At 58.2% G+C, this 23,668-nt stretch carries 24 protein-coding genes; 15 read left to right on the forward strand and 9 right to left on the reverse strand.

The genetic code is table 11. The annotated features are described in order from the left end of the window. Positions 1-36: 36 nt before the first annotated feature. Both K5R89_RS07660 and K5R89_RS07665 read right to left on the reverse strand, forming a co-directional pair. A complete protein-coding gene (locus K5R89_RS07660; protein ID WP_044522234.1) occupies positions 37-264 on the reverse strand; it encodes a DUF1272 domain-containing protein in 228 nt (75 codons plus the stop codon). A 111-nt stretch (positions 265-375) separates the two neighbouring features. After that, positions 376-1,569 (reverse strand): zinc-dependent alcohol dehydrogenase, encoded by a 1,194-nt coding sequence (locus K5R89_RS07665; protein ID WP_023289212.1) that lies wholly within the window; start codon positions 1,567-1,569, stop codon positions 376-378. 610 nt (positions 1,570-2,179) lie between these two features. Between K5R89_RS07665 and K5R89_RS07670 the strand changes: the two genes are divergently transcribed. From K5R89_RS07670 to cydB, 6 genes are all read left to right on the forward strand, one after another. Then, positions 2,180-2,365, forward strand: a complete 186-nt coding sequence (locus K5R89_RS07670; protein WP_004150795.1) for a general stress protein — start codon at positions 2,180-2,182, stop codon at positions 2,363-2,365. 90 nt (positions 2,366-2,455) lie between these two features. Beyond that, positions 2,456-2,950: a ferritin-like domain-containing protein gene (locus tag K5R89_RS07675; protein WP_217259119.1), complete on the forward strand. Its 495-nt coding sequence runs from the start codon at positions 2,456-2,458 to the stop codon at positions 2,948-2,950. Positions 2,951-2,976: 26 nt separating this feature from the next. Then, complete coding sequence (locus tag K5R89_RS07680; RefSeq protein WP_023289214.1) at positions 2,977-3,483, forward strand: ferritin-like domain-containing protein; 507 nt, start codon at positions 2,977-2,979, stop codon at positions 3,481-3,483. A gap of 15 nt (positions 3,484-3,498) precedes the next feature. Next, positions 3,499-4,386 (forward strand): manganese catalase family protein, encoded by an 888-nt coding sequence (locus tag K5R89_RS07685; RefSeq protein ID WP_050533966.1) that lies wholly within the window; start codon positions 3,499-3,501, stop codon positions 4,384-4,386. A 55-nt stretch (positions 4,387-4,441) separates the two neighbouring features. After that, positions 4,442-5,848, forward strand: a complete 1,407-nt coding sequence (locus K5R89_RS07690) for a cytochrome ubiquinol oxidase subunit I (RefSeq protein ID WP_023289216.1) — start codon at positions 4,442-4,444, stop codon at positions 5,846-5,848. Further along, entirely contained in the window at positions 5,845-6,855 is a 1,011-nt protein-coding gene (gene cydB / locus K5R89_RS07695) for a cytochrome d ubiquinol oxidase subunit II (RefSeq protein WP_023289217.1), read from the forward strand. The genes K5R89_RS07690 and cydB overlap by 4 nt, the downstream gene beginning before the upstream one ends. Here cydB and K5R89_RS07700 read toward each other — a convergent pair. Genes K5R89_RS07700 through K5R89_RS07710 form a run of 3 tightly spaced genes read right to left on the reverse strand, consistent with a single transcriptional unit; the run spans position 6,849 to position 10,028 of the window. Then, positions 6,849-7,769: an HlyD family secretion protein gene (locus K5R89_RS07700; RefSeq protein ID WP_023289218.1), complete on the reverse strand. Its 921-nt coding sequence runs from the start codon at positions 7,767-7,769 to the stop codon at positions 6,849-6,851. The genes cydB and K5R89_RS07700 overlap by 7 nt on opposite strands. After that, positions 7,766-7,978, reverse strand: a complete 213-nt coding sequence (locus K5R89_RS07705; RefSeq protein ID WP_023289219.1) for a DUF1656 domain-containing protein — start codon at positions 7,976-7,978, stop codon at positions 7,766-7,768. Before K5R89_RS07705 ends, K5R89_RS07700 begins: the two co-directional genes overlap by 4 nt. Next, complete coding sequence (locus tag K5R89_RS07710) at positions 7,971-10,028, reverse strand: FUSC family protein (protein WP_217259096.1); 2,058 nt, start codon at positions 10,026-10,028, stop codon at positions 7,971-7,973. Before K5R89_RS07710 ends, K5R89_RS07705 begins: the two co-directional genes overlap by 8 nt. Positions 10,029-10,105: 77 nt before the next feature. On the opposite strand from K5R89_RS07710, the gene K5R89_RS07715 reads away from it, so the two are divergent. After that, positions 10,106-10,900 carry a helix-turn-helix domain-containing protein gene (locus K5R89_RS07715; protein WP_044522244.1) on the forward strand — a complete coding sequence of 265 codons (795 nt, stop codon included), beginning with the start codon at positions 10,106-10,108 and terminating at the stop codon, positions 10,898-10,900. Between the two features lie 59 nt (positions 10,901-10,959). Here the strand turns inward: K5R89_RS07715 and K5R89_RS07720 are convergent, their stop codons facing one another. After that, positions 10,960-11,157: a hypothetical protein gene (locus K5R89_RS07720; RefSeq protein WP_023289222.1), complete on the reverse strand. Its 198-nt coding sequence runs from the start codon at positions 11,155-11,157 to the stop codon at positions 10,960-10,962. Between the two features lie 568 nt (positions 11,158-11,725). Here K5R89_RS07720 and K5R89_RS07725 point away from each other — a divergent pair. From K5R89_RS07725 to K5R89_RS07740, 4 genes are all read left to right on the forward strand, one after another. After that, positions 11,726-12,358 carry a helix-turn-helix domain-containing protein gene (locus K5R89_RS07725; protein ID WP_023289223.1) on the forward strand — a complete coding sequence of 211 codons (633 nt, stop codon included), beginning with the start codon at positions 11,726-11,728 and terminating at the stop codon, positions 12,356-12,358. A gap of 45 nt (positions 12,359-12,403) precedes the next feature. Next, on the forward strand, positions 12,404-12,559 hold the full coding sequence (locus K5R89_RS07730; RefSeq protein WP_048298651.1) for a hypothetical protein: 156 nt from the start codon (positions 12,404-12,406) through the stop codon (positions 12,557-12,559). Positions 12,560-12,987: 428 nt separating this feature from the next. Further along, the gene (locus K5R89_RS07735) at positions 12,988-13,674 is read left to right on the forward strand and encodes an EAL domain-containing protein (RefSeq protein WP_049014933.1); all 687 of its coding nucleotides are present in this window, start codon (positions 12,988-12,990) and stop codon (positions 13,672-13,674) included. A gap of 135 nt (positions 13,675-13,809) precedes the next feature. Next, positions 13,810-14,220, forward strand: a complete 411-nt coding sequence (locus K5R89_RS07740; protein WP_023289225.1) for a Spy/CpxP family protein refolding chaperone — start codon at positions 13,810-13,812, stop codon at positions 14,218-14,220. Between the two features lie 84 nt (positions 14,221-14,304). On the opposite strand, the gene K5R89_RS07745 is transcribed toward K5R89_RS07740, so the two are convergent. Further along, entirely contained in the window at positions 14,305-15,807 is a 1,503-nt protein-coding gene (locus tag K5R89_RS07745; RefSeq protein ID WP_023289226.1) for a UbiD family decarboxylase, read from the reverse strand. 120 nt (positions 15,808-15,927) lie between these two features. Between K5R89_RS07745 and K5R89_RS07750 the strand changes: the two genes are divergently transcribed. Beyond that, a complete protein-coding gene (locus K5R89_RS07750; RefSeq protein WP_023289227.1) occupies positions 15,928-16,827 on the forward strand; it encodes a LysR substrate-binding domain-containing protein in 900 nt (299 codons plus the stop codon). On the opposite strand, the gene K5R89_RS07755 is transcribed toward K5R89_RS07750, so the two are convergent. Together K5R89_RS07755 and K5R89_RS07760 are read right to left on the reverse strand one after the other, a co-directional pair. Beyond that, positions 16,824-18,608 (reverse strand): diguanylate cyclase, encoded by a 1,785-nt coding sequence (locus tag K5R89_RS07755; protein WP_101989508.1) that lies wholly within the window; start codon positions 18,606-18,608, stop codon positions 16,824-16,826. The two genes, K5R89_RS07750 and K5R89_RS07755, sit on opposite strands and share 4 nt — an antisense overlap. A gap of 72 nt (positions 18,609-18,680) precedes the next feature. Further along, positions 18,681-19,889, reverse strand: a complete 1,209-nt coding sequence (locus K5R89_RS07760; RefSeq protein WP_101989507.1) for an HD domain-containing phosphohydrolase — start codon at positions 19,887-19,889, stop codon at positions 18,681-18,683. Between the two features lie 303 nt (positions 19,890-20,192). On the opposite strand from K5R89_RS07760, the gene fraE reads away from it, so the two are divergent. The 3 genes from fraE (at position 20,193) to leuE (ending at position 23,553) form a co-directional block, all read left to right on the forward strand. Continuing rightward, positions 20,193-21,236 carry a fructose-asparagine asparaginase gene (gene fraE / locus K5R89_RS07765; RefSeq protein ID WP_044522254.1) on the forward strand — a complete coding sequence of 348 codons (1,044 nt, stop codon included), beginning with the start codon at positions 20,193-20,195 and terminating at the stop codon, positions 21,234-21,236. Positions 21,237-21,910: 674 nt separating this feature from the next. Further along, complete coding sequence (lpxP, locus tag K5R89_RS07770) at positions 21,911-22,825, forward strand: kdo(2)-lipid IV(A) palmitoleoyltransferase (protein WP_023289231.1); 915 nt, start codon at positions 21,911-21,913, stop codon at positions 22,823-22,825. Between the two features lie 89 nt (positions 22,826-22,914). Next, positions 22,915-23,553: a leucine efflux protein LeuE gene (gene leuE / locus K5R89_RS07775; RefSeq protein WP_004203730.1), complete on the forward strand. Its 639-nt coding sequence runs from the start codon at positions 22,915-22,917 to the stop codon at positions 23,551-23,553. Positions 23,554-23,668: the final 115 nt, after the last annotated feature.

Raw genomic sequence — 23,668 nt, forward strand, 5'->3', positions numbered from 1 at the left:
TGAGGGCTCCCGTTCGCGACGCCTGCTCATCCGGTTTTACTGCGTAGGGCGACGCAGGGTGGAGGCGGGGTGACGCCGGAGCGCCTCTTCGGGACGCACCGGGCGCCGCACCAGCTCGCCGCCGCAGTTCGGGCAATGGCCGTTCAGCCGGGCCGTCATGCAGTCCTGGCAAAAGGTACACTCGAACGAACAGATAAACGCTTCGGGTGAGTCTGGCGGCAGATCTTTATCACAGCATTCGCAATTCGGGCGTAACTCGAGCATGACCTTCTCCTGTGGTTAATGGCGGTATCCGCCACGGCGGGCCAGCGGATACTGTTTTTATATCACGGCCCGCACTGGCCGCCGAAGGGTTTCGCTGCGTTAACCTCCGCCTCAAAGCGTTGCCTTTCCGGGCTGCATCCCCGGCACGAGGATCACTTTGCGGCATGCCTCTTCACGCTTCTCAAAGATCTGATAGCCGCGCGCGGCCTCCTCCAGCGGCATATGGTGCGTGATAATCTCCTCCGGGGTGAGCAACCCTTGCTCAATTAGCGCCAGCAGATCCGGCAACCAGGCATGGACGTGGGTTTGCCCCATTTTGAAGGTCAGCCCCTTATCAAAGGCATCGCCAAACATAAATCCATGAATGAAACCAGCGTAAACCCCGGGCACGCTGACGATGCCGCCGCGGCGCACGGCGGCGATGCACTGGCGCAGCGCTTTCCCGCTGCTGCCCTCGATTTTCAGGGTGCTGAGGACGGTTTCCGTGAGGCTGCCTTTCGCCTCGAAGCCGACGGCGTCAATCACCGCGTCGACGCCGCGATGGCCGGCGGTGTTGTCGATAATCCACTGCGCCGGGTCGTCATGGTGGTCGAAGTTTATCGGGATCGCGCCATAGCGCTGCTGCGCGAAGTCGAGTCGGTAATCATTATGATCAATGATGAATATCTGCTCTGCGCCATTGAGCCTGGCGCAGGAGGCGCAAAGCAGGCCAACCGGGCCGGCGCCAAAAATAGCCACGCTGCTGCCGGGTTTGACCTCGGCGTTTTTTACCGCCTGCCAGGCGGTGGGCAGAATATCCGACAGAAACAGCACCTTTTCATCGGGTAAGGTGTCCGGCACTTTAAACGGGCCGGTATTGGCTTTGGGAACCCGCACATATTCCGCCTGGCCGCCGGGGATCCCGCCGTACAAATCACTATAGCCAAACAGCGCCGCGGGTGGCGAAATACCTTTGCGATTGAGCGTCGCCCCCTGGCCGCTATTGGTGCTTTCGCAGGCGGCATATTGCTGCAGGCGACAAAAGAAGCAGTCTCCGCAGGCAATGACAAACGGGATAACCACCCGATCGCCTTTACGAACCGCGGTGACGTCCGAACCGGCGTCCACCACTTCCCCCATAAATTCATGGCCGAAAATATCACCATGGTGCGTGCCGGGGATCTTTCCGCGGTAAAGGTGCAGATCGGAACCGCAGATCGCCGTCGCCGTGACGCGCAGAATAATATCGTCCGGCGCCTCAAGGGCCGGGTCGGGCATGGTGTCAACGCTGACATGATGGGGGCCATGATAAGTGAGTGCTTTCATAGAGTCTTCTCCTGGAGAGAATGGCTGATCGCATCAGGCGCAAAGGCAAAGTGACCTGACGCTAATGCCGCCGATAAACCACCGTGAAAATAAAGCGTAGAGTACTAATAATGGAACTGCATGATATTCCAGTCGCTGAATATATGCCACGCTTCGCTTATTTATTGGCGTTATTTGCCTGTTTCCCCTGAATATGCCAGGCTTAATCGGGCATGATATTCGCTCCATTTTATTTTCCAGCCGCTTCCCCAGCGGCTTTTTTTTTGCCTTAAAAACAAGAAAAATTCCTAATTTCAGTCGGGCTACAGGCAATACTGCCGCTTCGTTATATAACCCAACGGGAGTAACCCGCCGGTATAAATAATTCTTTGCCGCATGGGGGGGCTCTACGCATTATTTCCCTGAACACAGTAAGTTAGCGGAAATGTGCCGTCTGGTTGTTTTTGATATGTTTTATAGAATTATTCCGAATTGCTGCTAAAAGGTATCGGAAACACCGGATAATAATTTGACTAACCAGCATTACCCGCTAGATTTAAATATCGAACGACGAGTGATACGGAATATTTTCGTATCGTACTGACATAACCGATATACATGAGGTGAAAATATGGCAGAGCATCGTGGTGGTTCCGGTAATTTTGCTGAAGACCGTGAAAAAGCTTCTGAAGCAGGTCGTAAAGGTGGTCAGCACAGCGGCGGGAACTTTAAAAATGATCCGCAGCGTGCGTCCGAAGCGGGTAAAAAAGGCGGACAAAACAGCCACGGCGGTGGCCGCAAGTCTGATAATTCCTGATTATCCTTTTCCTTGCACCCTGAAGTGAAAGTATCTCCTGCGAGTCTGTCACGGGCTCGCAGTTATTTTCTGACTCCAGAAGGTATTTCTATGAATATGAAAAGCATTGAAGATGTATTTATTCACCTGCTCTCAGATACCTACAGCGCAGAGAAACAATTAACCCGCGGGCTGGCTAAACTGGCCAGAGCGGCGTCCAGTGAAAAACTCAGCGCGGCGTTCAATGCTCATCTTGAAGAAACCCAGGGCCAGATTGAACGTATCGACCAGATCGTTGAGCAGGAATCCGGTCTGAAAATCAAACGCATGAAATGCGTGGCCATGGAAGGATTAATTGAAGAGGCCAATGAAGTCGTTGAGAGCACGGAAAAAAATGAAGTACGTGATGCCGCGTTAATTGCCGCTGCGCAAAAGGTCGAGCATTACGAAATTGCCAGTTACGGTACCCTGGTGACCCTGGCGGAACAGCTGGGTTATAAAAAAGCGGTCAAACTGCTGACCGAAACCCTGGAAGAAGAAAAACAAACCGATGTGAAATTAACCGACCTGGCGGTAGGTAATATTAATAAAAAAGCAGAAAAATAAACGCTCCCTGACACGAGGAAATCACGATGAATCACATTGAACATTATCATGACTGGCTACGAGATGCGCATGCCATGGAAAAACAGGCAGAATCCATGCTGGAATCAATGGCTGGCCGTATCGATAATTATCCGGATCTCCGTGCCAGAATCGAACAGCATATTAATGAGACCAAACGGCAAATTACCGTGCTGGAAGAGATCCTCGACCGCAACGAGATTTCGCGCTCGGTGATTAAAGATTCGATGAGTAAAATGGCGGCTCTCGGCCAGTCCATCGGCGGGATGTTTCCTTCCGATGAAATAGTCAAAGGCTCGATCAGCGGGTACGTCTTCGAGCAGTTTGAGATCGCCTGCTATACCTCTCTGCTGGCGGCGGCTGAAAAAGCGGGCGATACCGCTTCCATTCCGGCCATTGAGGCCATCCTGGCGGAAGAGCAGGCCATGGCCGACTGGCTGATCAAACATATTCCTCAGACCACGGAGCAATTTCTCCTGCGTTCAGATGCTGACGGCGTAGAAGCGAAAAAATAACCAGGAGGCAGGCCTATGTTTCGTCATGTGAAACAACTGCAGTATACCGTGCGCGTTGCTGAACCCAATCCGGGGCTCGCGAATTTACTGCTCGAACAGTTTGGCGGCCCTCAGGGCGAGCTGGCCGCCGCGTGTCGTTATTTCACTCAGGGATTAAGCGATGACGATCCCGGCCGCAAAGACATGCTGATGGATATCGCGACAGAGGAGCTGAGCCATCTGGAGATCATTGGCACCCTGGTCGGCATGCTAAATAAAGGCGCCAAAGGGGCGCTGGCGGAGGGCACCGAAAGCGAGGCGGAACTCTATCGTTCGCTCACCGCCAACGGCAACGACAGCCATATTACGTCGTTACTGTACGGCGGCGGTACCCCGCTGACCAATTCGGCGGGCGTGCCGTGGACGGCGGCCTACATTGATACTATCGGCGAACCCACCGCCGACCTGCGGTCGAACGTCGCGGCGGAGGCGAGGGCGAAGATCGTCTATGAACGGCTGATCAACGTGACCGACGATCCCGGCGTAAAAGACGCGCTGGCGTTCCTGATGACCCGCGAAGCGGCGCATCAGCTCTCTTTTGAGAAGGCGCTGCAGTCAATTCGCAACAACTATCCGCCGGGCAAACTGCCGCCCATTAGCGAGTACGCGAACACCTACTACAATATGTCTGAAGGTGGAGAAGTACGCGGCAGCTGGAACAGTGACAAACACTTCGATTATGTCCAGGATCCGCAGCCGGCCGTGGATGGCGGAGATGGCAGCGCCTCTGTCGGCCTGACGCCGGAGCAGGAAGCGCTGTGCAAAGCGATGCTGAAGCGAACAGAGTCTGACCCGCAGGGTGATCCTTTGACCGGCGCTGAACTGGGCGCCGGTAAGCAAAACACCTCATCATCGGCTAAGTGATGTTCGCATAAGCCCCGGCTGTGGCCGGGGCGTTTCATAATGATGGGTGCGGATTATGTTTGAATTTGACGCGTTTCATCTGGCCCGACTGCAATTTGCCTTTACCGTTTCCTTCCATATTCTGTTTCCGGCCATCACCATCGGCCTTGCCAGCTACCTTGTGGTGCTGGAAGGGATGTGGCTGCGAACCCGGGATAACGTCTGGCGCTCGCTCTACAACTTCTGGCTGAAAATTTTCGCCGTCAATTTTGGCATGGGCGTGGTTTCCGGATTAGTCATGTCCTATCAGTTCGGCACCAACTGGAGCGGATTCTCCCAGTTTGCCGGCAGTATTACCGGCCCGCTGCTGCTGTATGAAGTGCTGACCGCCTTCTTCCTCGAAGCGGGATTCCTCGGCGTGATGCTGTTCGGCTGGAGCAAGGTGCCGCCGGCGCTGCATTTTTTTACCACCTGCATGGTAGCCCTTGGCACCCTGGTCTCCACCTTCTGGATCCTCGCCTCCAATAGCTGGATGCAGACGCCGCAGGGTTTTACCCTCGAAAATGGCCACCTCATCCCGCAGGACTGGCTGGCGATTATCTTTAACCCCTCATTCCCGTATCGCTTGTTCCATATGGCGATCGCCGCGTTTCTCAGCAGCGCCATGTTCGTCGGGGCCTCCGCCGCCTGGCATCTGCTGCGCGGCAACGACTCGCCGGCCATCCGCAAAATGCTGTCGATGGCGATGTGGATGGCGCTGCTGGTGGCGCCCATCCAGGCGGTGGTGGGGGATATGCATGGCCTTAACACCCTTGAGCATCAGCCGGCGAAGATTGCGGCGATTGAAGGACACTGGGAAAACCGGCCGGGCGAGGCCACCCCACTGCTGCTGTTTGGCCTGCCGGATATGGAAGAGGAGCGGACCCGCTATGGCCTGGAGATCCCGGCGCTGGGCAGCCTGATCCTCACCCACAGCCTGCATAAGCAGGTGCCGGCCCTGAAAGATTTCCCGAAAGAGGACCGGCCCTATTCGCCCGCCGTGTTCTGGTCGTTCCGTATCATGGTTGGGATGGGCGTGTTGATGATCGCCTTAGGGATCTGCAGCGCATGGCTGCGCTATCGGCGGCGGCTGTACCATTCGCGTCCCTTCCAGTGGTTTGCGCTCTGTATGGGGCCCGCCGGTCTTATTGCGCTGGTCGCCGGGTGGGTGACCACCGAGATGGGCCGTCAGCCGTGGGTGATCTACGGTTTGCTGCGCACCCGGGACGCGGTGTCGTTGCACAGTACGCTGCAGATGGCTATCAGCCTGCTGGTGTTTATCGTGGTCTACTGCGCGGTGTTTGGCGTGGGGTATTACTATATCTTCCGGCTTATCAAAAAAGGGCCGCAGCCGGTGACGGAGCTGACCTCGCAAACCGCAGGCACCCCGGCGCGTCCGCTCTCGGCGGCAGAGCCGGTGCGGGATGAGGAGAACGCATCATGAGCATCGATATCTCGGTGATTTGGTTTGTCATCATTGTCTTCGCCACGTTGATGTATATCGTGATGGATGGTTTCGATCTAGGCATCGGGATGCTGTTCAGCGTGGTGCATGACGCCGAAGAGCGCGATGTAATGGTTAACAGCGTGGCGCCCGTCTGGGATGGTAACGAAACCTGGCTGGTGCTCGGCGGGGCAGGGCTGTTCGGCGCGTTTCCGCTGGCTTACGCGGTGATCACCGATGCACTGGTTATCCCGCTGACGGCGATGCTCATCGGCCTGATTTTCCGCGGCGTGGCGTTTGAGTTTCGTTTTAAAGCGGTTCCCTCGCATCGCACCTTCTGGGACTATGCCTTCGCCGGCGGCTCGCTGCTGGCGACCTTCAGCCAGGGGATTGTCGTCGGCGCCTTTATCAACGGCTTTGCGGTAGCCGACCGCCGCTTCGCCGGCTCGACGCTGGACTGGCTTACCCCCTTTAACCTGTTCTGCGGTCTGGGGCTGGTGGTGGCCTATCTGCTGTTGGGCACCACCTGGCTCATCATGAAAAGCGAAGGCGCGCTGCAGCAGCGGATGCGCGAGCTGACCCGCAAGGTGCTGCTGGCGCTGATGGTGGTGATCGCGGTGGTCAGCGTCTGGACGCCGTTGGGCTGGCGCTACGTGGCGGAACGCTGGTTTACGCTGCCCAATTTCTTCTGGTTCGTGCCGGTGCCGATCCTGGTGCTGACCCTGAGCCTGTGGATCTGGCGCCTGAGCGCGCGCCCCGCCAGCCACGCTCGTCCCTTTATCCTGACGCTGGGCCTGATATTCCTCGGCTTCAGCGGGCTGGGGATCAGCGTCTGGCCGAACATTATTCCGCCGCACATCTCCCTGTGGGATGCCGCCGCGCCGCCCTCCAGTCAGGTGTTTATGCTGCCGGGGGCGCTGCTGATCATCCCGGTGATCCTGATGTATACCGCCTGGAGCTATTACGTCTTTCGCGGCAAAGTGTCCGGCAGTGAAGGCTATCACTGAGAGGACAGCAAGTCGGCTACTGATGATTGACCGGCGCGCCGCGCCGTCCGGTCAGGGATGACCGAAATGGTCGCGGACAGACCGGCGACCCGCTCCACCCCCGCGGGCAGGGTATCGATATGGATACGCACCGGCACACGCTGCGCCAGCCGCACCCAACTGAACGTTGGCTCGACCTGCGGCAGGCCCAGGGCGCCGGTTTCATCATTGGTATCGCCGATCCCGTGCCCGATGCTCTCCACATGGCCGGTAATAACCGGGTCGTAGCCCATCAGCGTGATGTGCGCGGTATCGCCAATGTGGATGTGGCGCAGACGGGTCTCTTCAAAATACCCCACCACCCAGAAGCTCTGACCATCGATAATGGCGACGGTCGTCACCCCGGCGGTGGCATAGTCGCCGGGGCGCAGCCGGAGATGGGTCACGTAGCCGGATACCGGCGCCCGCACGGTGGCATGCGCTACATTCAGCTGCGCCAGCGCCAGTGCCGCCAGCGCGCCCTGGTAGTTAGCGGCCGCGACGCTGGCCGCGCTGTTGGTCTGTTTCAGATCTTCGCTGGAGATGACGCCCTGGATCTGCGCCCGACGTCTGGCGGCATCCTGGCGCATCGCCATCTCCTGGCGTCGGGCTTCCACCTCCGCCTGAGCGCTGCTGACCGCCAGCTTCAGCCAGCGCGGATCGATGGTATAGAGTACCTCTCCCCGATTGACCCACTGGTTGTCTTTCACCGCCACGCTGGCCACCGGCCCCGAGACATTGGGGGCGATCTGCACCACGTCGGCCCGCATCCGGCCATCGCGGGTCCAGGGCGTCTGCGCCTCCTGTTTCCAGAAAATGAAAGCCAGTAGCGCGGCGGCGGCGACGGCGCCTAAGGTCAGGGCATAGCGGCCCAGAAGTGTCAGATACAGTGTCATACGGATAACCCCAGCGTGTGAACGCCCTGCAGGAGCAGGAAGAAAAGCGCGATAAAAAGGGACAGCCCCCACAGCGGCCGGCACGGCAGGCGACCCGGGCCGCGGGCGGAGAAGATAAGCGGTTGCAGCAACAGTGTAGCGAGCAGGGCGATAAGGCCGACAATCAGCAGCCCGGGGAAAAATACCCCGCCCAGCGCGAGGTCACGCATGGTTCTGGCTCTCCTCAGGCTGGTGTAAGGCGCAATACAGCGCGATGAGCGCTTCCGCGCGTTCGCGCGAGGCGGCATCGGTCGCCGGTAAAGCCTGGGCCAGCAGCGCATTGACCGGTTGCTCCAGGGCCGTCATGTCCGGCTGCGGGTTCAGCGCGTCCAGGAGCGCTTGCACTGCGTCCGCCGACGCACTGTCCGCCTGCTGATAGCGACGGCGCAGATGGATCACGGCGAGACCGGTACGAATATCGCGCAGCATCTTGTCAAGCAACTGACCGGCTGCCGGTCCGCTCTGCGGCAGGCGGGGCAGCAGTAATGCGGTACGGTCGATCATCAGGTTGGTCCAGCGGTGGGCATTGTGCGCCAGCCGGCCGCGAGCGGCGCGGCGGATATCGCGCTGGCACAGCGTCAGCAGACGACGGATAGCGGTTTCCGCCTGCACGGTTTGCAGCAGGCGCATACCAAACGCCGCATAACCGACGGCGATAAACAGCGCGAGCGCGGTATTGATCGCCGTCGCGAAGTCGCCGCGGTAGCTGGCCCCCAACTCGCACAATATCGGCAGCGTCAGGGTGATGCCCATCGCCATAAAGGTGGTGGCTGGCCGCGCCTGCAGCGAGCCGGCCAGCAGATAGACCGGGGCGAGCACCGCCGCCAGCAGCGCAAATTCGTTCACCTGCGGCAGCAGGACGAAGCTGTAGAGCAGGCTGAACAGCACGCCCCACACGCAGCCGATCAGGTATTTCACCAGATGCGCCGCCGGCGCGTCGAAGCTGGCGAACAGGCTACAGCAGACCCCGAGGATCGAGACCGCGGTGCCGCCATCGGGCCAGGCGGATCCTATCCAGATCAGGCAGCCGCTAAGGATGATGACGAAGGCGCCGAAGGAAGTCCGCAGGGCGCTGAGCGGATCGCGATGGAAAACATAACCCTTCGCCGCGCCGGCGTCGGGGGGCAGGGCAGGCGACCGCCGACGATAAACCGCCTTCGCCAGCCGCTCGCTCTCCTGCAGGAGGCGGATGGCTTCCGCCAGATGGCGCGCCAGGCTGAGCCGCAGCGCCTCGTCCATGGTCTGCGCGTCAGCAGCGTACCGGACGATGAGCCGCTCGCAGCGGGAGAGCAGTCCGTCTGCCGAGGGCGGCGTCCTGGCGGCTTGCGGGCCTGTCAGCCAGGCCTCTGCCTCCGCCAGCAGCGCCTGCAGGTCGTCAGGTGGCGGCCCGCTCCTCTGTAAACGGTCATATAATTCGCCATTGACGATCAACAGTCGCGCCAGCCGGTCGTGGATCGCTTTTCTCGCCTGGCGGTGAGGGACAGACTGGCCGTCATCCCAGGGCAGGTGGTGGTTGATGCCCTGGAGAAACTGCAGGCTCAGCGCCAGCCGCAGCGTTTCCGCCGCCACCGGCTTGCCTGCCAGCGTATCGGCGATCCGCTGGCGGGCGGTTGCCAGCGTCTGTGCCAGCGTGCTGTTAAACCGCCCGGCGATGCGCACCGGCAGCACGAAGCGATGGATCAGGCCGGCGCATAAGATACCGATGGCGATCTCTTCCACCCGGGTGACGGCGAGATCAAAGATCGTCCCGGGCGCGGAGACGGCGGGAAAGCCAATCAGGCTCGCAGTGTAGCCCGCCAGCAGGAAGGCGTACCCGCGCGGCGTGCGTTCAAGCAGGGACAGGCAGAGGCTACCCGCGATCCACAGGGCCAGCACGACGCTGCACAGGATCGGCTGGTTAACGAAGGTGGGCACGATGATCACGGTGGCCGCCGCGCCGACGACGGTCCCGACCAGCCGATAGACGCTACGGCTCAACGAGGCGCCCGCCGAGGTCTGCGAGACGATATAGACGGTGATGATGGCCCAGGAAGGCCGCTGCAGACCGATGGAGAGCGCGAGATAGTAAGCCAGCATCGCCGCGGCGAAACTCTTCGCGGCATAGATCACCGCCTGGCCATCGCTGCGCAGCGTGGCTGAGGGTGTTTGCGGCATGAAACGGCGCGCGACGGCGCCTGCGGCCCATAGCCAGCGGGCCTGACGAAAGAGGATGATGTTCATGCCGCCGATTATTGCCGGCTTGCGCTTGCGGAGAAATACTCTATTCTGTCAAAAAATACCTGAATCTTGCCAACCGTATGCCATCACCCTTTGCCAATACGCTGTACGATCCGGACGCGTCTTCCTGCCCGGCCGTCGCGCGCCATCTTGATTTTGTCGAGTATGAAGCCGAAGTGCCGGTGCATAGCCATCGCAAAGGACAACTGATTATCGTGCTGTATGGCGCGGTGCGTTGTCGGGCGGAAAATAACCTGTGGATCGTGCCGCCTCGCTGCGCGGTATGGATCCCTGGCGGTATTGCCCACAGTGTGACCGCCACCTGGAACGCGCGCCTCAACTACCTGTTTATTGAACCCGGGGCGGCGGCGCTGCCCGACAGCTGCTGCGCGCTGGCGCTCTCTTCCCTGATCCATGAGCTGGTGGGGCGGCTCACCCGCGAAGGGGCGGACTACGCGGCGGATAGCCATGCCGGGAGACTGACCCGGGTGACCCTTGACGAGCTGGCGACCATGCCGGCGCAGCGCCTGAATCTGCCCGTCTCAGCGCACCCCAAAATACGCGCCATGGCCGACAGGCTGGTGAGTCATCCTGACGATCGCAGTACCCTGCCGGTGTGGGCGAAACGTCTGGCGCTGAGTGAACGCTCCCTGGCGCGCCTGATGCAGCGGGAGACCGGCCTCACCTTCGGACGCTGGCGCCAGCAGCTGCATCTGATTATTGCCCTGCAGGAGCTGGCCAGCGGCGTTTCGGTACAAAACGTGGCGGCTAAGCTGGGGTATGAGTCGGTGAATGCTTTCATTACCCTGTTTAAAAAAACGATGGGGACGACGCCGGCGCACTATTTTGCCGAACGGCAGACCGGCACTCGTTAAGAAAAAGGGACGGGCGACGACCGCTGGCCTGACGCCCGCCAGAGAGGGCGGGCAGGGACTTAGGCTTTCGGCGACTTGATCTTAATAATAAATCGCTCATTCAGCCGGGTGATCCTCGCGCCAATGTCGCCAAACTCGGTGGCGATTTTAAAAAAATCGTCCGCGGCGACGTCGAAATCGAGTTCAATTTTCTGATGTTGTCCTGTCGCCAGTAATTCATAGAAATGGTCAAGGCTGCGGGCTTTTTCGCTGGGCATCGTATTTCTCCATGGTCAACCAATCAGCAGGGCGTTTATGACTTATCGCGCTTTCCGGATTATTCAGCAGAATGGCAATGGGGCCTGATATAAGATTATGCAATGACAGTAAGAGTGGGGTAGGGCGATATTATTCCGTGTTGTTAAACCGTGCGGTCGCGCGTTTGCCGGCGATACCATGACGGCAGGAACAATCCTGTGGCGTCGGCTGATGATAGACATTGTTTGATGACAATTTGATGTCAGTAAAATGAACCTGCAAGGGCTCGGGATTTCATATCGCTAAATAATTTTTATTCTGTGGCTGATAAGGTAGTTCTTAACTACTTTATGGTGATGGGGCTTTATTTTTTATGGCCAACGGCGAGGGAACAACGATGCAATTACTTGATTTATTCGCAGGCTTATTGTGGTTAAGCAGCGTTATTTTCCTGCTGTTTGTTCTTGATGTGGTCATCACCCGTTATCTTTATCGTAAATAACCGGCAGCGGCGACGGCGCTCGGCGTAGGGTACAGCGCCGGAGGATGATAGTATAACGCCGGGACTGATTCAGGAAGGAATGCGCGGTGGCCGGGAGAGTTGATTACGATATTGAAAAATACCAGTTTACCGAAGCCGGTGAAACGTCGCGACTGCGGGAGCAGTGGCGCGAAGTCTATCAGGAGTGCCGTCAGCTGCAGGCCGGGGCAGAGGAGCGCCTGCGCATTGCGTTACTGAACGTCGACTATGTCACCAGCTTCGAGCTGCCTTTTCGCCTGCTGCTGGTCCGCGCGCCGCAGCTGATCGCCGACGTCCGCGAGACGCTGCAGCTCAGCCGTAAAGCCGCCGTTTTCAACGGCAAACGTTACGGCTGCGTCTACAGTTTGAAGCAGGATTTACAGGCTGTACCGGAGAGCTTTCATTACCACCTGACAAACCGCATTCGTCGCGTCGAAGCGACGGGCCTGACGGCGGCGCCGTACCAGCAGATCGCCCGGGAGATTAAACCTGCCCGGGATCGACTCCGCCAGGCATTAATCGCCGGCCTGCCGGTTACCGCGCTTGATGCCCTGTTCTGGTTCGGCAGTCAGCGGGTGGCGGCGGACATTGCCCAGCTGCGCCGGTCCGGTATGGCTATTGTCACTGAGGAGGTGGAGGTCAGCGACAATCTGTTCAATACCACCCGGCGGGTACCGGTTTATCGTCTGACCAGCGCGTGAGCGGGTCTCGCTTCGCCCAGCCGCTGCCTCTGCAGGCAGTCGACCATTGCGCCATCAAACCAGACGCACAGCCCTCTGGCGGCATGCCGCGGAGCCGGTTCCCGCCACGCGCTGACGCTGAGCATGATCAGCATCAGCGCCAGCGGAACCACGTATATTCTTTTCACTTCCCTTTTCCCGCTTCGCCTTTTCTGCCAGTAAGGTAGCGGGAAAATATGACGTTTCGTTGACCCGGCTGCCTGATTTATCGCCCGCAGAAGGCATGGCCGGCGGGGCGTGCCGGGTGATGCGTTATTCATCTTCGGCATAACAATATGACAAAAACTGGCGGCTTGTTTTTTTCGTTTTTATTACATCATGCTTTTTATCCTGCAGGGAAAAAGCATGATGTCGCCATGCCTGGCGGCGGGGTTATCTTGTAACTGGCTGGTTTGAAACGATATTTTGATTGTGATTTACGCGGGTCTGACAGCGGGGGCAAATTTATATTAATTCACTTTACCGATCAATAAATTATATCTTGATAGCTTTTAGCTATCGAATGTTTCTTATCGATCATTTTAAACTATTTTTGTTAGCGGGAAATATATGACATGCTTTAACCCTTTCTTATTTCTGGTATTTTTTAAATGGTTAATGAAAACGTGAAAAATACCTCTTATCGCTTCGTTCTGGAGCCCGCTATTAGCGATGGTGGCGGCTACCACTCGTGGGAATTGCTCACTAAAGACATTATAGCACCCGCACAAAATAACACCTCAGCGCCCACGTTTTCTTTCTCCACGCTCACCGAAAGCGATAAGCTTGCACTATTTACCCGACAAATCGAGTTGCTTTCCGTATTTGATTTTTCCCAGGTCGATAATAAGCCGATCTCTCTGAATATTGATGATTTATTAAGCCATTTTATTCTGACCGACCGCTATCTCTGTGATTTTCTGCGCTCCTGTAAAAACATTGCTCTGGAAATAAATGAGAATTTTCATGAATTTATCGCTGGCCGTGAACTGACGGCGCTGAGCACGCTGGCGGCGCTTTGCCCGGTCTGGCTGGATGACTTTGGGCGCGGACGAACGACGTTCCGGCTGCTGGAGCGATTTCGCTTTGATTGCGTCAAAGTGGATAAAGACTATTTCTGGGACAAAGAAAACGATCCCGCATTGCCCGGGCTGTTACAGGCTATTCATACCCTGACCGGGCATGTGATTGTGGAGGGGATCGAAACCGAAAAGCAAAAACGGCTCATCACTGCGGCCGGGGATATCATTGGTCAGGGCCGTTACTGGAAGGATGAATATATCTTTCTTTGCTGCTGAGCGCCCGCCGGGGCCAGGTTTCGGTTACCTGCCATTCTTTTCTTATCCAGTTTTAAACGAATGCTTTGTTACAGATAGTCTTTATTCCCGCGATGATAATCCAGTCTCTTTTACTTGCCTGAAGGATAACTCATTGTGAATACACGCTTGCGTAACACCCTGATCGCCATTGCGCTGACCACCTGCTTCACCGCCGCCAGCCAGGCGTCGACCTCGGCTGACGTGCCGTCTGTCTCGCAGGACCCGGTCGTCCAGCACCTGAAGCTGAGTGAGGATCAGGTCGCCAAAATCCAGGCGCTGCGTCAGGGCTTCGAGAACAGTGTGAGCCAGATTAAAATCAGCGGCTATCAGGACGGCGCCCTGGCCGACGTGATTCACTCCGGGAAATGGGATGAAGCCAAAGTCAAACAGCAGCTGGCTGCCTTTAGCCAACTGGATCAGCAGGTGCGCTATTATCGCGTGAAATACTACTTCGACGTCAGCCAGGTGCTGACCGCCGAGCAGCGTGAGCAGGTGAAAAAAGACCTCGCCGCGGCGATCAACTAACCCGCCTCCGCCATCCGCTCCGGATGGCGCTGCATCGGACGACAGACGCCGCGTTTCCGGCGCCTGTCGCCCCGCTTGACTGACTTACTGACCGTGGCCGTTTTCCAGACGGGCAAAATACTCCGGGGCAAACGGACGCGGGTCGACATCGGCAAACGGCGCACGCTCAAAGTGCGCTTTCAGCGCCCAGGGAACCGTGCAGTCAAAAATCGTCTTGCAGCTGATACCTTCCCCGCGGATCGACGGACTGTATTCCGGCGTCTGGGAAGGATCGAGCTGGTGACCGCGGATACCGGGGAGGGTGGTGATGCTGACATCCCCCTGCATGCGGGTGGTCATCGCCCACAGGATATCGTCGCTGTCAAAGATATCGACATCCTCATCAACCAGAATGATGTTTTTCAGTTCGGAATAGGTCGCCAGCGCCAGCAGCGCAGCCTGTCCCTGACGTCCTTCGTCGGCGGGCTGACGTTTTTTCACCTGCAGGATCCCCAGAAACTTACCGCCGCCCGCGGTGTGGGCATAGACGTTTTGTAAAAAGCCCGGGATGGCGGCCTCGACGGCATTCCAGATACTGGCTTCGGTCGGCAGCCCGGCGAGGGTGGTATGTTCTTCCCCCGGTCCCACCAGCGTCTGCAGGATGGCATTGTGCCGCATGGTTACCGCTTTGACTTTGATCACCGGCAGCGACGGGTTGGCGCCGCCGCAGTAGCCGGGAAATTCCGGCATCGCGTGGCCGCTGTTGGTGTGTTGATCTTCTCTGACGCGCACGCCGGGAAGCAGTTCGCCTTCAATGACGATCTCGGCGCGGGCGATGGCTTTCTCCGGGACGCTGACGCCCTGCACCAGCTCCACCGGGCGCTGACGCAGCGCGCCGGCGACGCCCAGTTCGTTATAGCCAAACGGCGTGGTGGGGGCTTCGAAGCAGGCGCCAATATAGATGGCCGGATCGAGACCCATGTTGATGGTTATCGGCAGCGGTTTGCCGGCAGCCTCGGCTTTCTGGCGAAACACTTCGATATGGCGGCCGGCGGCAAGAAACATCGACAGCTCATCCCGGCCCTGCACGCACAAGCGGTGGATGGTGACGTCGGTGAGCGAGGCGTCGTCAGGATCGCTGGCCAGCGCCAGGCCCAGGCAGAAGAAGGGGCCGGCGTCGATCGGGGTGTTGGTGGGTGCCGGGAGCAGGGTGCGCAAATCAAAGTCCGGATCGTCGGCCAGAAAAACCTGCTCCTGACAGGGGGCGCTGCCGGCCGGAACCACCACCGGCGCAACCGGTGTTTTCACCGCTTTACCCACCTCCAGCGCCAGCTGCGAAGCTTCGCAGCCCAGCAGCAGCGCCGCCCGCTGGCGGCTGGCGTGCATGCCCACCAGAATGCGTGAATGCGGATAGCCTTTAATATTGTTAAACATCATCGCCGGGCCTATGCGGGTGGGGCGCTTCACGGTGCCGCCGGCGCCGATATGACGATAGACGCCGGCCAGCTCGGCGTTAGGGTCCACCGGATGATTGGTTTCGAGGTATTGATTGTCATGCTGTTGCAGCAGCGCGATGGCGTCGCGCAGATCCTGAATCGGTGCGGTCATGATGTTCTCCTTAGCGTGTCGATGCGCACAGTATGCTTCGCAGGCTAATGGTTATCAATTGCATCATTCATGCGTTATTGATAAGATTTTTGTTATCAATAAAACCCATGGAGTCCGGCCATGTCCTTGCGAGCGTTACGCCATTTTGTGGTCGTTGCCGAAGAGTTACATATGCACCGGGCGGCGGAGCGGTTACATATCGCCCAGCCCGCCCTCAGCCAGCAGATTAAACAGCTCGAGCAGCGTCTGGGGGTGGTGCTCTTCTCCCGCGCCAACCGCCGTCTGACCCTGACCGCCGCGGGCGAGGCCTTTTGGCAGAAGACGCGGCTGGCGCTGGAGATGGTCGACCAGGCGGCACTGGACGCCCAGCGCACCGCGCGGGGCGAGCAGGGAAGGCTGCATCTGGGGTATGTCTCCAGCGCGATGTACGACAGTAAACTGCCGGGGCTGCTGCGCGAGCTGCGCGCCGACTGGCCGGGGATTGAGCTGTCGCTGGTGCATGGCGATGTGCAAATGCTCTACGAAGCGCTGCTGGATCTGCGCCTGGATATCGCCATCATCCGCGCGCCGCTGGCCTCGCCGCCGGAGGCGCTGGTGGTCAGGCCGTTTGTGCGGGAAAAGCTCTGCCTGGCGCTCTATCAACAGCATCCGCTGGCGGGCGTGGGGGCGCTCAATCTGGCCTCATTGCGCGCGGATAACTGGATCTCGCTTGACGATCCGCAGGGCACCGGGCTGGAGCAGGTGTTTATTGACGCCTGCCGCGTCGCGGGCTTTACGCCGCAGGTGGCGCAGCGGATTAACGACGTCACCTCGATGATTAGCCTGGTCTCCGCCGGGGTCGGGGTGGCCCTGGTTCCGGTCTCGGCGCGGGCCTTACGCCTCGATAACGTGGTGTATATCGATCTTCAGGACCGGCTGGCGGAGAGTGAGCTGAGCATGGTTTACCACCGCCATATTCGTTCGGCGGTGGTGCGGAAAGTTATCTCGCTGCTCAATGCGACCGAGCAATCACCCGGTTAGCTGGTCTTCAGGCGGCCAAAGCTGACAATCCTTGAGCGGCCCAGCTCTTTCGCCCGGTACAGCGCGGCGTCCGCCGCGCGCAGCAGGCTGTCGCTTTGGGTATGCTGCGGGTAGCTGGCGATGCCAATCGACACATCCACCTGGCCTATCTCGGTCAGACCATCGCGCAGCGTCATCGCATGCACCTGGGTATAGATCTCGCTGGCGCACTGGTGCGCCTCGGCTTCGTCAAGGCCGGGGAGCAGCACCAGAAACTCCTCGCCGCCGTAGCGGAAAGCCGTGCCGATATCGCGTACCGCACGCTGCACGATGGTGGCGACGCTCTTAATCACCAGATCCCCGGCCTCGTGGCCGTAGCGGTCATTGATGGCTTTAAAATGATCGATGTCGATCATCAGACAGCTCAGCGGGGTGTGGGTATGGACCGCCAGCGCCATCTGTGAATGCAGCGCTTCGTCAAGATGATGGCGATTACGCAGGCCGGTCAGGGAATCGAACAGCGCTTTTTCCAGCAGGGCGCTGCGTAAGCGCTGATTGGCCAGCGCCAGGCCCAGCGCTTCCGCCATCAGCTCAAGGTAGGCCCGGGAAGGGGCGTCACTGGCGGTAACGTTCTGAAAGGTCAGCAGCCCGATGGCTTCGCCCTGGGCGATGAGCGGTACGCAGAGCGACTGGCCGGCGTGCGCCTCCGGCAGATGATAGCAGGTGATATCGGGTTCGCCCTGCACCGGCGGATGGCTGAGTCCCCGACGTATCGCCCAACAGTCGTCGGGTGAAAAGGGCGTCGTCTCCCCGGCGGGCGCCAGCCACTGCGCCACGCAGCGCATCTGCCAGGGGTCGGTATCCAGAATATACAGTTTCCCGGGGATCGTCGGGGCGATATTCGGCGCAAACAGTTCCGCCACCTTAATCACATCCTCAATGGTTTCACAGCCCTGCAGACGCTGGGTCATGCGCGCCAGCAGTTCGCGGATCGCCCAGTCAGCGTCGCGCTGCTGCTCCAGCTGCTGGCGGGCCAGGCCGTTCTCGCGAAAAATGCGGATGGCCTGGGCCATATCGCCAATCTCATCCACCTGAGTAAACTGCGGCGTCTCCACCGCATAGTCCTGGGAGGCGAGACGCTGCACCACGTCGCTCAGGCGAACCACCGGGTAGAGCACCCGCCGCTTGAGAATAAAGCCGAGGACGAACAAAAACATCAGCGCGGTCAGGCCGACCATGATTTCCGACAGGGTGCGCCAGATCCGCGAGCGTTCGGTGGCCTGGTCAATGGCGACGGCGGCGCGATTTTCGAGCATCTGGCGGAAGCGATCGATCTGCGTCTGCATGCGTTCCAGCTCGGTCTCGTATGCATTGCCGTACAGCACGGCGATGGCCGCTGGCGCATCGCCGTGGGCGACATGCGTCAGGGCGGCCTGTTGTTCATCCTGCAGTTCAGCGGCAATCTGCAGGCCATCGTGGAGCAGCGCCAGCTCCTCGCGGCTGGCGCCGTTATCTTTCAATCTGGCCAGCCGCAGCTCAATGCTTTTGTCGGTCCGCTGCAGCTGCTGGTACTGCTCCAGCGTCTCCGGAGAGGGCTTAACCACGTATAGCCGGGCGAGGTCAGACAGCGCCCAGGCGTCGTTTTCCACCTCGTCGGAGAGGGTATCAAAGACCTGGCGCTGCTGTACCGCCTGGCGTTCGACGCGGTCTGCGCTGGAGGCCATGAGCATGGCGCTCCCGGAGGCCAGCGTCAGGCCGACGGTGATCCCGTAGGCCCAGTTGGTGATGGTGGCGATTCTCACCCTGTGTTTCCTTGCATGCAGATGAAGCTGTTTTAATTATAGAACCCGTCCCCGTCACGACGGCGGTCCGCTTCAGGGACGGTGCTCGCTGCGGGGGTGTTCGAGGGTCTGAAGAATGATGGCGTGTAGCGTTTCCGCATGGTGGCGCAAAACGAGAAAGACATCGCGATCCAGAGCGCCATTTATAACATCCGTTTCCATAATCTGTAAGGCCTCCTGCCAGGCCATCCCTTTACGATAAGGGCGATCTTCGGTCAGGGCGGTGAAAATATCGGCGATGGAGATAATGCGGTCGGCGAGGGTCAGGTGATCCTTTTCGAGATGCAGAGGGTAGCCGCTGCCGTCCAGTTTTTCATGATGATTCGAGGCCCAGTTGATAATGTCGCCAAGCTCGCTGTAGTCGCTAAGGAGATCCCCGGTCATGTAGCTGTGCTCGCGTACCTGGCTCAGCTCGTCGTCATCCAGCTCCCCCTCTTTTTCCAGAATAGAAAGAGGGATATAAACCTTACCAATGTCGTGCAGATAGCCGGCAACCTGTATTTGCTGGCAGATGGGCTCCGGCAGCTGCATCCAGTGGGCAAGCTGGCGGGCGATTTCCCCCACCATAATACTGTGGCTGGCGGTAAAGCTGCTGTAGGTGTCGACAATTTTGGCAATCAGCAGGCAGACATCTTTCAGACCGTCAATATCCAGATACAGCGTGTTGATGGGGGCAATAATTTCCAGCAGCCGTTGAATATGCCCGGGATGCAGGTGCTGCCAGAAGCTCGCATTTTCAGCGACCTCGCACAGGGTATCGCAGAGTAACGGATCGATCTCCCGGTGCAGGGTGACGAACTGCTCCACCACTGCCCGCGTGGGCCAGGCGGTCACGCGGCTATCCGCCGGCAGCAGCCGTTCAAAGGCATCGGCGAAATAGACAATATGCTGTTCGCGGCTGCCGCGGTGCTCCGGGCTAAAGTGGTGGTCGCGAATCAAGGGGACGATGGGCCGGAAGGTGGCTAACCCCTCGAGCATCGCCGCCCCCTGGCGCTGATGCGGATCGTGGATATTATCGATGGCATCCAGCGAATGAATGGTGCGTCTATCACCCAGTACGCCGATATCGTGCAGCAGCGCGGCGCAAAAGATGGTCTGCTGCCGCTCGGCAGGCAAGCCCAGCCTTTGCGCCAGCGTCAGGGCGATTAAGGCCGTTCGTTGCATATGCCGGTGCAGATCAGGGTTAATGATCTGAATGACGTTGGTGGTCAGCATCAGGGCCGACTTCAGGGCAATACGCATTTCTGTTCTCCGTTCGCGTCACCCGGCGGGCATAAATGACCTCGGGGGTGACGGAAGTGTCGATAATCTGATCCCAATGCGTGTTGTGTGTTGCTGAAAGGGTAAAAACTCATAATGTATGGGTTCATGGCGCCTGCCCGGTTCAGATCCAGTCATGCACCAGATTTGGGCGATGTTGATGCGAGAACCTTATTATTGTCTGATAGTTAACCATTTACCCCCCGTAAAAGATATCAATTCTGGCAAGCCCTTTGCATTAAGCAAGCGTAAGTTTGATTAATGTCTATGAAGGGAGTGACTTGTATGAATTTTAGAGCATTACTTGCCATTGCGTTACTGACGATGAGCAGCCTGGCGTTTAGCGAGACGCGCTTACCGCATATTGTCATTTTAGCCACCGGTGGGACGATTGCCGGCTCGGCGGCCAGCAATACCCAGACGACGGGCTATAAAGCCGGGGCGATTGGCGTGCAGACGCTGATTAACGCCGTGCCGGAAATAAGTAAAATCGCCCACGTCGAAGGTGAGCAGGTGGCGAATATCGGCAGTGAGAATATGACCAGCGATATTATTCTGCAGCTCTCGAAGCGGGTGAATGCGTTATTAGCCCGGGATGATGTCGATGGCGTGGTGATCACTCATGGCACCGACACCCTCGATGAAACCCCTTATTTCCTCAATCTGACGGTGAAAAGCAATAAACCGGTGGTCTTTACCGCCGCGATGCGTCCGGCGACGGCGATCAGCGCCGACGGGCCGATGAACCTGCTGGAAGCCGTCACCGTCGCCGCCGACCCGGATGCCCGTGGGCGCGGGGTCATGGTGGTGCTTAACGACCGCATCGGCGCGGCGCGCTTCGTCACCAAAACCAATGCCACCTCGCTGGATACTTTCCGGGCGCCGGAGGAGGGGTATCTTGGCGTCGTGGTGGGGGGAAAACCCCAGTTTGAAACGCGGGTGGATAAAATTCATACCCTGCGCTCGGTCTTCGATGTGCGTCAGCTGAAGGCTCTGCCGAAAGTGGTGATCATCTATGGTTACCAGGACGACCCGGAGTATATGTACGATGCGGCGATCGCCCATCATGCCGACGGTATTATTTACGCCGGCACGGGGGCGGGTTCTGTATCGGTACGTAGCGCCGCTGGTATTAAAAAAGCGCAGCAGGCGGGTATCGTGGTGGTGCGCGCCTCCCGCACCGGCAGCGGCGTGGTGCCCCCGGACGACAGCCAGCCAGGGCTGGTGGCCGATTCCCTCAACCCGGCGAAAGCGCGTATTCTGCTGATGACGGCGCTGACGCAGACGAAAAATCCGCAGCTGATCCAGCAATACTTCCACACTTATTGATCCTCTACGGCCAGGGCGTGGTTCGCGCCCTGGCCGCGTTGTTCTCTCAATGACCCGACGCGAGTGCAAACCGGCGGCGGATCATTGTCCGTCATTCACCCCCGCCTGTTTTTATGCGCGAGGCGTAAAGAAATATTTTTTTAGCAGCCGGCGAGGGCGCCATTAAAATGCCTCCGCAGGAAAAGACGAGTATTTTTAAAGCAGGCTTAAATAAGCCTATTCTTAATTATTGTCTTAAGGCGAATTTAATCTTCCTTATTCTGATAGATTAAACAGGATACATTCCACGGCGCGCGCGCTTTAATTATCACGCCCACAAATGACGATGCGACGCGATGCGCCACGCCGCTGGCCGCGCGGCTTAGCGGACGACATCTCCCCGCAGGCAGGGCGCCCCCCATGAAGAATTCGGTTTTTTCTGCTAGTAACGCGGATGATTAGCGTGAAAATGATATACATGATGAATATATTAAAAAGGCCGCAAGATTTAAGTTTACATTTGGTAACATTTGTGCCGCAATTATGTTTTTTTGTCAGCACGCAGTTTTTTACTTGCCGGAAGGAATTTCGCCGGATTAGTATTGTCGAACTTGCTGTACGTACCGCCTAATGATGATAAATGGACTCTGTTTTCCTTAAGCGTTACCACATAATTAATGTTTACAGGAAAAATCATGGCCTGCGTATTTCATAAACAACTTTTACACCCGCGCAACTGGCTGACCTGGTTCGGGCTCGGCATTCTCTGGTTGATCGTGCAACTGCCTTATCCGCTGCTGCATTTTATCGGCACCAGCGCGGGTCGTCTTTCCCGACGCTTTCTCAAACGCCGCGAACATATCGCCCGGCGCAATATTGAGCTCTGCTTCCCGGAGATGTCGCCGGCGGCGCGCGAGACCCTCATCGATCAAAACTTTATGTCGCTGGGAATGGGACTGATCGAAACCGGCATGGCCTGGTTCTGGAGCGATGAGCGGGTTAAAAAATGGTTTGATGTCGAGGGCTTTGCCAACCTTAATCATGCGCTTAGCGGCGGGAAAGGGGTGATGGTCGTCGGCGTACACTTTATGTCGCTGGAGCTGGGCGGGCGCGCCATGGGGCTGTGTCGTCCAATGATGGCCACCTATCGTCCGCACAACAGTCCGCTGATGGAGTGGGTGCAAACCCGCGGTCGCCTGCGCTCGAACAAAGCGATGATCGATCGCAACAACCTGACCGGCCTGGTACATGCCTTAAAATCAGGCGAAGCGGTATGGTTTGCTCCGGACCAGGATTACGGCCCCAAGGGCAGCGTGTTTGCGCCGTTTTTCTCCGTCCCGCAGGCGGCTACCACCAACGGCACCTATGTGCTTTCCCGTTTATCGGGGGCGAAAATGCTGAGTATCAGCATGGTGCGCAAGCTGGATCGCCAGGGCTACAGCCTGCACATTAGCGAAGTGATGAATGACTATCCGGGTGAGGATAAGCAGATCGCCGCCGGCTATATCAACAAGGTGATTGAGCGCGAGATCCTGCGCGCCCCCGAGCAGTATCTGTGGGTGCATCGCCGTTTTAAAACCCGCCCGCTGGGTGAACCCTCCGTCTATTAACCTTCCCGCACAGGCTGCGCTTTCAAAATCCCGACAGTTGGGGTAACGTGAGCCGGATCATGTTTTAGTCGTGCGCGAAGGAGTGCAGAGTGTTCGCTGAGTTTGGTGTTCTGAATTATTTGACCTACCTGGTCGGGGCGGTGTTTATCATCCTCGTCCCTGGCCCTAATACGTTTTTTGTGCTGAAGACGGGCATTGCCCACGGCGTAAAGAAAGGCTATCTGGCGGCGGCGGGCGTCTTTATTGGCGACGCGGTGCTGATGTTTCTGGCCTTTGCCGGCGTGGCGACGCTGATTAAGACCACGCCGGTGCTGTTTAACGTCGTCCGTTACCTCGGGGCGATTTACCTGCTGTGGCTGGGGGGCAAAATGCTCTATGCGGTGCTGACCCAGCGTGACGGCCAGGCCGACGCCAGCGCAGAGCCGGCGAGCGCAATCCTTAAGCGCTCCCTGACCCTGAGTCTGACCAACCCGAAAGCGATTCTGTTTTATGTGTCGTTTTTCGTGCAGTTTATCGACGTCAACGCCAAAGCACCCGGGGTGGCGTTCTTTATTCTGGCGCTGACCCTCGAGGTGATAAGCTTCTGCTATATGAGCTTTTTGATCCTCTCCGGCTCGTTTGTCACCCGCTACGTCAAAACCCGCAAGAAGCTGGCCAAACTTGGCAACAGCCTGATTGGCCTGGTTTTCGTTGGGTTCGCCGCGCGCCTGGCTACCCTGCAGTCCTGATCCCCACGGGCCGGTTACCCACAGACCGGCCCGCCGCCTCTTATTCTGCCCTGTAACAAAAACCCTTCATTTTTTATTGCATTGGTGTTACATATACAGCCGTTTATCGCTCAGC

It is taken from the genome of Klebsiella sp. TF21-TM (genome assembly GCF_019753495.1).
Lineage (GTDB): Bacteria > Pseudomonadota > Gammaproteobacteria > Enterobacterales > Enterobacteriaceae > Klebsiella > Klebsiella quasipneumoniae.

Excerpts from the sequence above, each read along its gene's own strand:
- K5R89_RS07710 (WP_217259096.1), bottom strand. The coding sequence starts at position 10,028 with ATGAACATCATCCTCTTTCGTCAGGCCCGCTGGCTATGGGCCGCAGGC.
- K5R89_RS07660 (WP_044522234.1), bottom strand. The coding sequence starts at position 264 with ATGCTCGAGTTACGCCCGAATTGCGAATGCTGTGATAAAGATCTGCCG.
- K5R89_RS07675 (WP_217259119.1), top strand. The coding sequence starts at position 2,456 with ATGAATATGAAAAGCATTGAAGATGTATTTATTCACCTGCTCTCAGAT.
- K5R89_RS07715 (WP_044522244.1), top strand. The coding sequence starts at position 10,106 with ATGCCATCACCCTTTGCCAATACGCTGTACGATCCGGACGCGTCTTCC.
- K5R89_RS07750 (WP_023289227.1), top strand. The coding sequence starts at position 15,928 with ATGTCCTTGCGAGCGTTACGCCATTTTGTGGTCGTTGCCGAAGAGTTA.
- lpxP (WP_023289231.1), top strand. The coding sequence starts at position 21,911 with ATGGCCTGCGTATTTCATAAACAACTTTTACACCCGCGCAACTGGCTG.
- K5R89_RS07680 (WP_023289214.1), top strand. The coding sequence starts at position 2,977 with ATGAATCACATTGAACATTATCATGACTGGCTACGAGATGCGCATGCC.
- K5R89_RS07720 (WP_023289222.1), bottom strand. The coding sequence starts at position 11,157 with ATGCCCAGCGAAAAAGCCCGCAGCCTTGACCATTTCTATGAATTACTG.
- K5R89_RS07665 (WP_023289212.1), bottom strand. The coding sequence starts at position 1,569 with ATGAAAGCACTCACTTATCATGGCCCCCATCATGTCAGCGTTGACACC.
- K5R89_RS07670 (WP_004150795.1), top strand. The coding sequence starts at position 2,180 with ATGGCAGAGCATCGTGGTGGTTCCGGTAATTTTGCTGAAGACCGTGAA.
- K5R89_RS07735 (WP_049014933.1), top strand. The coding sequence starts at position 12,988 with ATGGTTAATGAAAACGTGAAAAATACCTCTTATCGCTTCGTTCTGGAG.
- K5R89_RS07690 (WP_023289216.1), top strand. The coding sequence starts at position 4,442 with ATGTTTGAATTTGACGCGTTTCATCTGGCCCGACTGCAATTTGCCTTT.
- K5R89_RS07700 (WP_023289218.1), bottom strand. The coding sequence starts at position 7,769 with ATGACACTGTATCTGACACTTCTGGGCCGCTATGCCCTGACCTTAGGC.
- K5R89_RS07705 (WP_023289219.1), bottom strand. The coding sequence starts at position 7,978 with ATGCGTGACCTCGCGCTGGGCGGGGTATTTTTCCCCGGGCTGCTGATT.
- fraE (WP_044522254.1), top strand. The coding sequence starts at position 20,193 with ATGAATTTTAGAGCATTACTTGCCATTGCGTTACTGACGATGAGCAGC.
- K5R89_RS07760 (WP_101989507.1), bottom strand. The coding sequence starts at position 19,889 with ATGCGTATTGCCCTGAAGTCGGCCCTGATGCTGACCACCAACGTCATT.
- K5R89_RS07685 (WP_050533966.1), top strand. The coding sequence starts at position 3,499 with ATGTTTCGTCATGTGAAACAACTGCAGTATACCGTGCGCGTTGCTGAA.
- K5R89_RS07745 (WP_023289226.1), bottom strand. The coding sequence starts at position 15,807 with ATGACCGCACCGATTCAGGATCTGCGCGACGCCATCGCGCTGCTGCAA.
- cydB (WP_023289217.1), top strand. The coding sequence starts at position 5,845 with ATGAGCATCGATATCTCGGTGATTTGGTTTGTCATCATTGTCTTCGCC.